This window comes from Rhizorhabdus sp. (genome assembly GCF_018006725.1).
In the GTDB taxonomy this organism is placed as follows: Bacteria; Pseudomonadota; Alphaproteobacteria; order Sphingomonadales; family Sphingomonadaceae; genus Rhizorhabdus.
On sequence record NZ_JAGMXV010000459.1, the window covers coordinates 1 to 2,555 of the forward strand.

Consider the following 2,555-nt stretch of genomic DNA (forward strand, 5'->3'; position numbering starts at 1 on the left):
GGCATCGGCCACATGATCACCGACAGCCAGGCGCTGCTCAACACCGGCCAGATCATCTTCGGCATCATCATGATCGGCCTGATCGGCCTCGTGTCCGACTTCGCGTTCAAGTGGGCGAACCAGCGGATGTACCCGTGGGCGCTCCATTGACGCCGGCCGCGCGGAGGGCCGCGTGAGCAAGCTCGTCATCGACGGCGTCGGCCGGACCTTCCCGGGCGTGCACGGCGGCGCACCGACGCTCGCGCTCACGCCCGTCTCGCTCGCCGTCGCCGACAACGACTTCATCACGATCCTGGGGCCTTCGGGCTGCGGCAAGTCCACGCTGCTGCGGATCGTCGCGGGGCTCGACCGCCCGACCGAGGGCCGCGTGCTGCTCGATGGCGCCGAGGTGTCGGGTCCCGGCGCGGACCGCGGCATGGTGTTTCAGAGCTACACGCTGTTCCCGTGGCTCACCATCGAGGAGAACGTGCGCTTCGGGCTGCGCGAGAAGGGCCTGCCGGTCGCCGAGCAGGCGTCGATCGCGCGGCACTGGATCCGCAAAGTGGGGCTGGAAGGCTTCGAGCGCCACTACCCGAAGATGCTGTCGGGCGGCATGCAGCAGCGCACGGCGATCGCCCGCGCGCTCGCCAACGCGCCCAAGATCCTGCTGCTCGACGAGCCGTTCGGCGCGCTCGACCACCAGACGCGCGGGCTGATGCAGGAGCTCCTGCTCGCGATCTGGGAAAGCGAGAAGACCACGGTGCTGTTCGTCACGCACGACATCGAGGAGGCGATCTTCATGGCGAGCCGCGTCGTCGTGATGAGCGCGCGCCCCGGCCGCATCAAGGCCGACGTCGCCGTGCCGATCGCGCACCCGCGCCTCTACACGGTGAAGACGACGCCGGCGTTCTCGTCGCTCAAGGCGCGCCTCACCGAGGAGATCCGCGCCGAGGCGCTCAAGGTCGAGGGTGCGGCGCTCCCCGGCGCTTGACCGGCTCGCGCGCCGCGCGTCGACGACGGCGCTCGTCGCGTTCCTCGCGCTCGCGGCATCGGGCTGTGCGACCGTCGCGGCCGACGACCGCGCCTGGATCACGCACGGAGGTGCCCAGGCGCCGATCCCGCTCGCCTGCCCGCCGGCCGCGCCGTTTCCCGGCGACCCGGGCACGCTCCGCGCGGACCGCCCGCTGTCGGTCGTGGTCTGGAACATCCACCGCAACGGCGACCCGGGCTGGGCGCAGTGACCTGAGTCCAGAATTTCGAGCCAATCATTCCTGGGGAATGGCTCGGGGTGGGTGATTCTGAATGGGTGGATGGTGCTGCTTGAATTCGTGCGGGGTCAAGTAGCCGAGACTGGAGTGCGGTCGCACCGCGTTGTAGTGTTGCCGCCATGCCTCGATGATGACCTTGGCTTCGCGGCGAGTGCGGAACCACTCGATACTCAGGCACTCGTCGCGAAATTTGCCGTTGAAGGACTCGTTCGTTCCGTTCTGCCAGGGCTTTCCAGGATCGATCAGTGCGGTTTCGATGCACGCTTCGCTGACCCACTTCAGGATCGCATGGCTGACGAACTCGGGGCCGTTGTCGGATCGAAGGTAGATGGGCGCACCGTGAACACTCATCAGTCGCGTCAGCACCTCAATGACCCTCGCCGAGCGGATACTCCCGGCGACATCGATCGCCAGGCTTTCATGGGTGAATTCATCGACCACGGTCAGGCATTTGAGCTGCTGGCCATTGGCGCAGGCGTCGAACACAAAGTCGTAGGCCCAGACGTGGTTGGCTGCCATCGGGGGCAGCGGACGCGGCCGACTGGCGGCGACACGACGTTTGGGGCGCTTGCGGGGCAGCGTCAGCCCCGCCTGACGCCACAAGCGGCGTGCCCGGTTGATTCCCATTTCATCGCCTTCACGCCGCAGGAATATGCGGATCCGCCGGGCGCCATAGCGGGGATACTGCGCCGACAGTCTGCGCATGGCCGCCAGGGTCGGCGCATCCTTCGCTGGCAGGCGGAGCTGGTAGCTCAAGGTCGATCGCGGAACGCCCAGCAGCCCGCACGCACGCCGTTGCGAGACACCCCGCTCACGCACCAAGCGGACCTGTTCGCGGCGCGCCTGCGGGCTCACCATTTTTTTCGATTGACCTCGCGCATCACATCAATCTCGAGATCCCGTTCGGCCAGCAGGCGCTTGAGCTTGGCGTTCTCCGCTTCCAGTGCCTTCAGTCGCCTGATGTCGGCGGGCGCCATCCCGGCAAAGTGCTTGCGCCACAGGTAAATCGTTTGTTCACTGACCTTGCGCTTCTTTGCGGTCTCGGCCACCGAGGTCTGCTCGGCCTCGCGCAGGATCGCGACCATCTGCTCGTCGCTGAATCGGCTCTTTCGCATCGGCTCCTCGCTAAGTCAGGAGCCATAATCCCAGAAAAGAATGGTCCGAAAAACCGGCTCAGGTCACTGGCAGATCGTCAGCCGTTGCTGCGGCCGAGCCGGCAGAACGAAGTGTGGTCGGTCGATTTCGTGTTTGACCGTCTGGCCGATGGCCGTAGTCTGAAGTGCTTGACCGTAGTCGATGATTGCACGC

General features: G+C 66.3%; 3 protein-coding genes and 1 pseudogene. 3 read left to right on the top strand and 1 reads right to left on the bottom strand.

What is annotated here, in order from left to right; translation table 11 throughout:
• Positions 1-172: 172 nt before the first annotated feature.
• Both KAY22_RS27805 and KAY22_RS27810 read left to right on the top strand, forming a co-directional pair.
• On the top strand, positions 173-970 hold the full coding sequence (locus KAY22_RS27805; protein WP_296626274.1) for an ABC transporter ATP-binding protein: 798 nt from the start codon (positions 173-175) through the stop codon (positions 968-970).
• Complete coding sequence (locus KAY22_RS27810; RefSeq protein WP_296626275.1) at positions 948-1,220, top strand: hypothetical protein; 273 nt, start codon at positions 948-950, stop codon at positions 1,218-1,220. The genes KAY22_RS27805 and KAY22_RS27810 overlap by 23 nt, the downstream gene beginning before the upstream one ends.
• A 24-nt stretch (positions 1,221-1,244) precedes the next feature.
• Here KAY22_RS27810 and KAY22_RS27815 read toward each other — a convergent pair.
• Positions 1,245-2,362, bottom strand: a protein-coding gene (locus tag KAY22_RS27815) for an IS3 family transposase (RefSeq protein WP_296626276.1) whose coding sequence is annotated in 2 segments (ribosomal slippage) — positions 1,245-2,113 and positions 2,113-2,362 — 1,119 coding nt in all. Because the reading frame shifts where the segments join, the coding sequence is not laid out codon by codon here.
• 66 nt (positions 2,363-2,428) lie between these two features.
• On the opposite strand from KAY22_RS27815, the pseudogene KAY22_RS27820 reads away from it, so the two are divergent.
• Positions 2,429-2,555, top strand: a pseudogene (locus tag KAY22_RS27820) (IS3 family transposase); the annotation flags it as partial.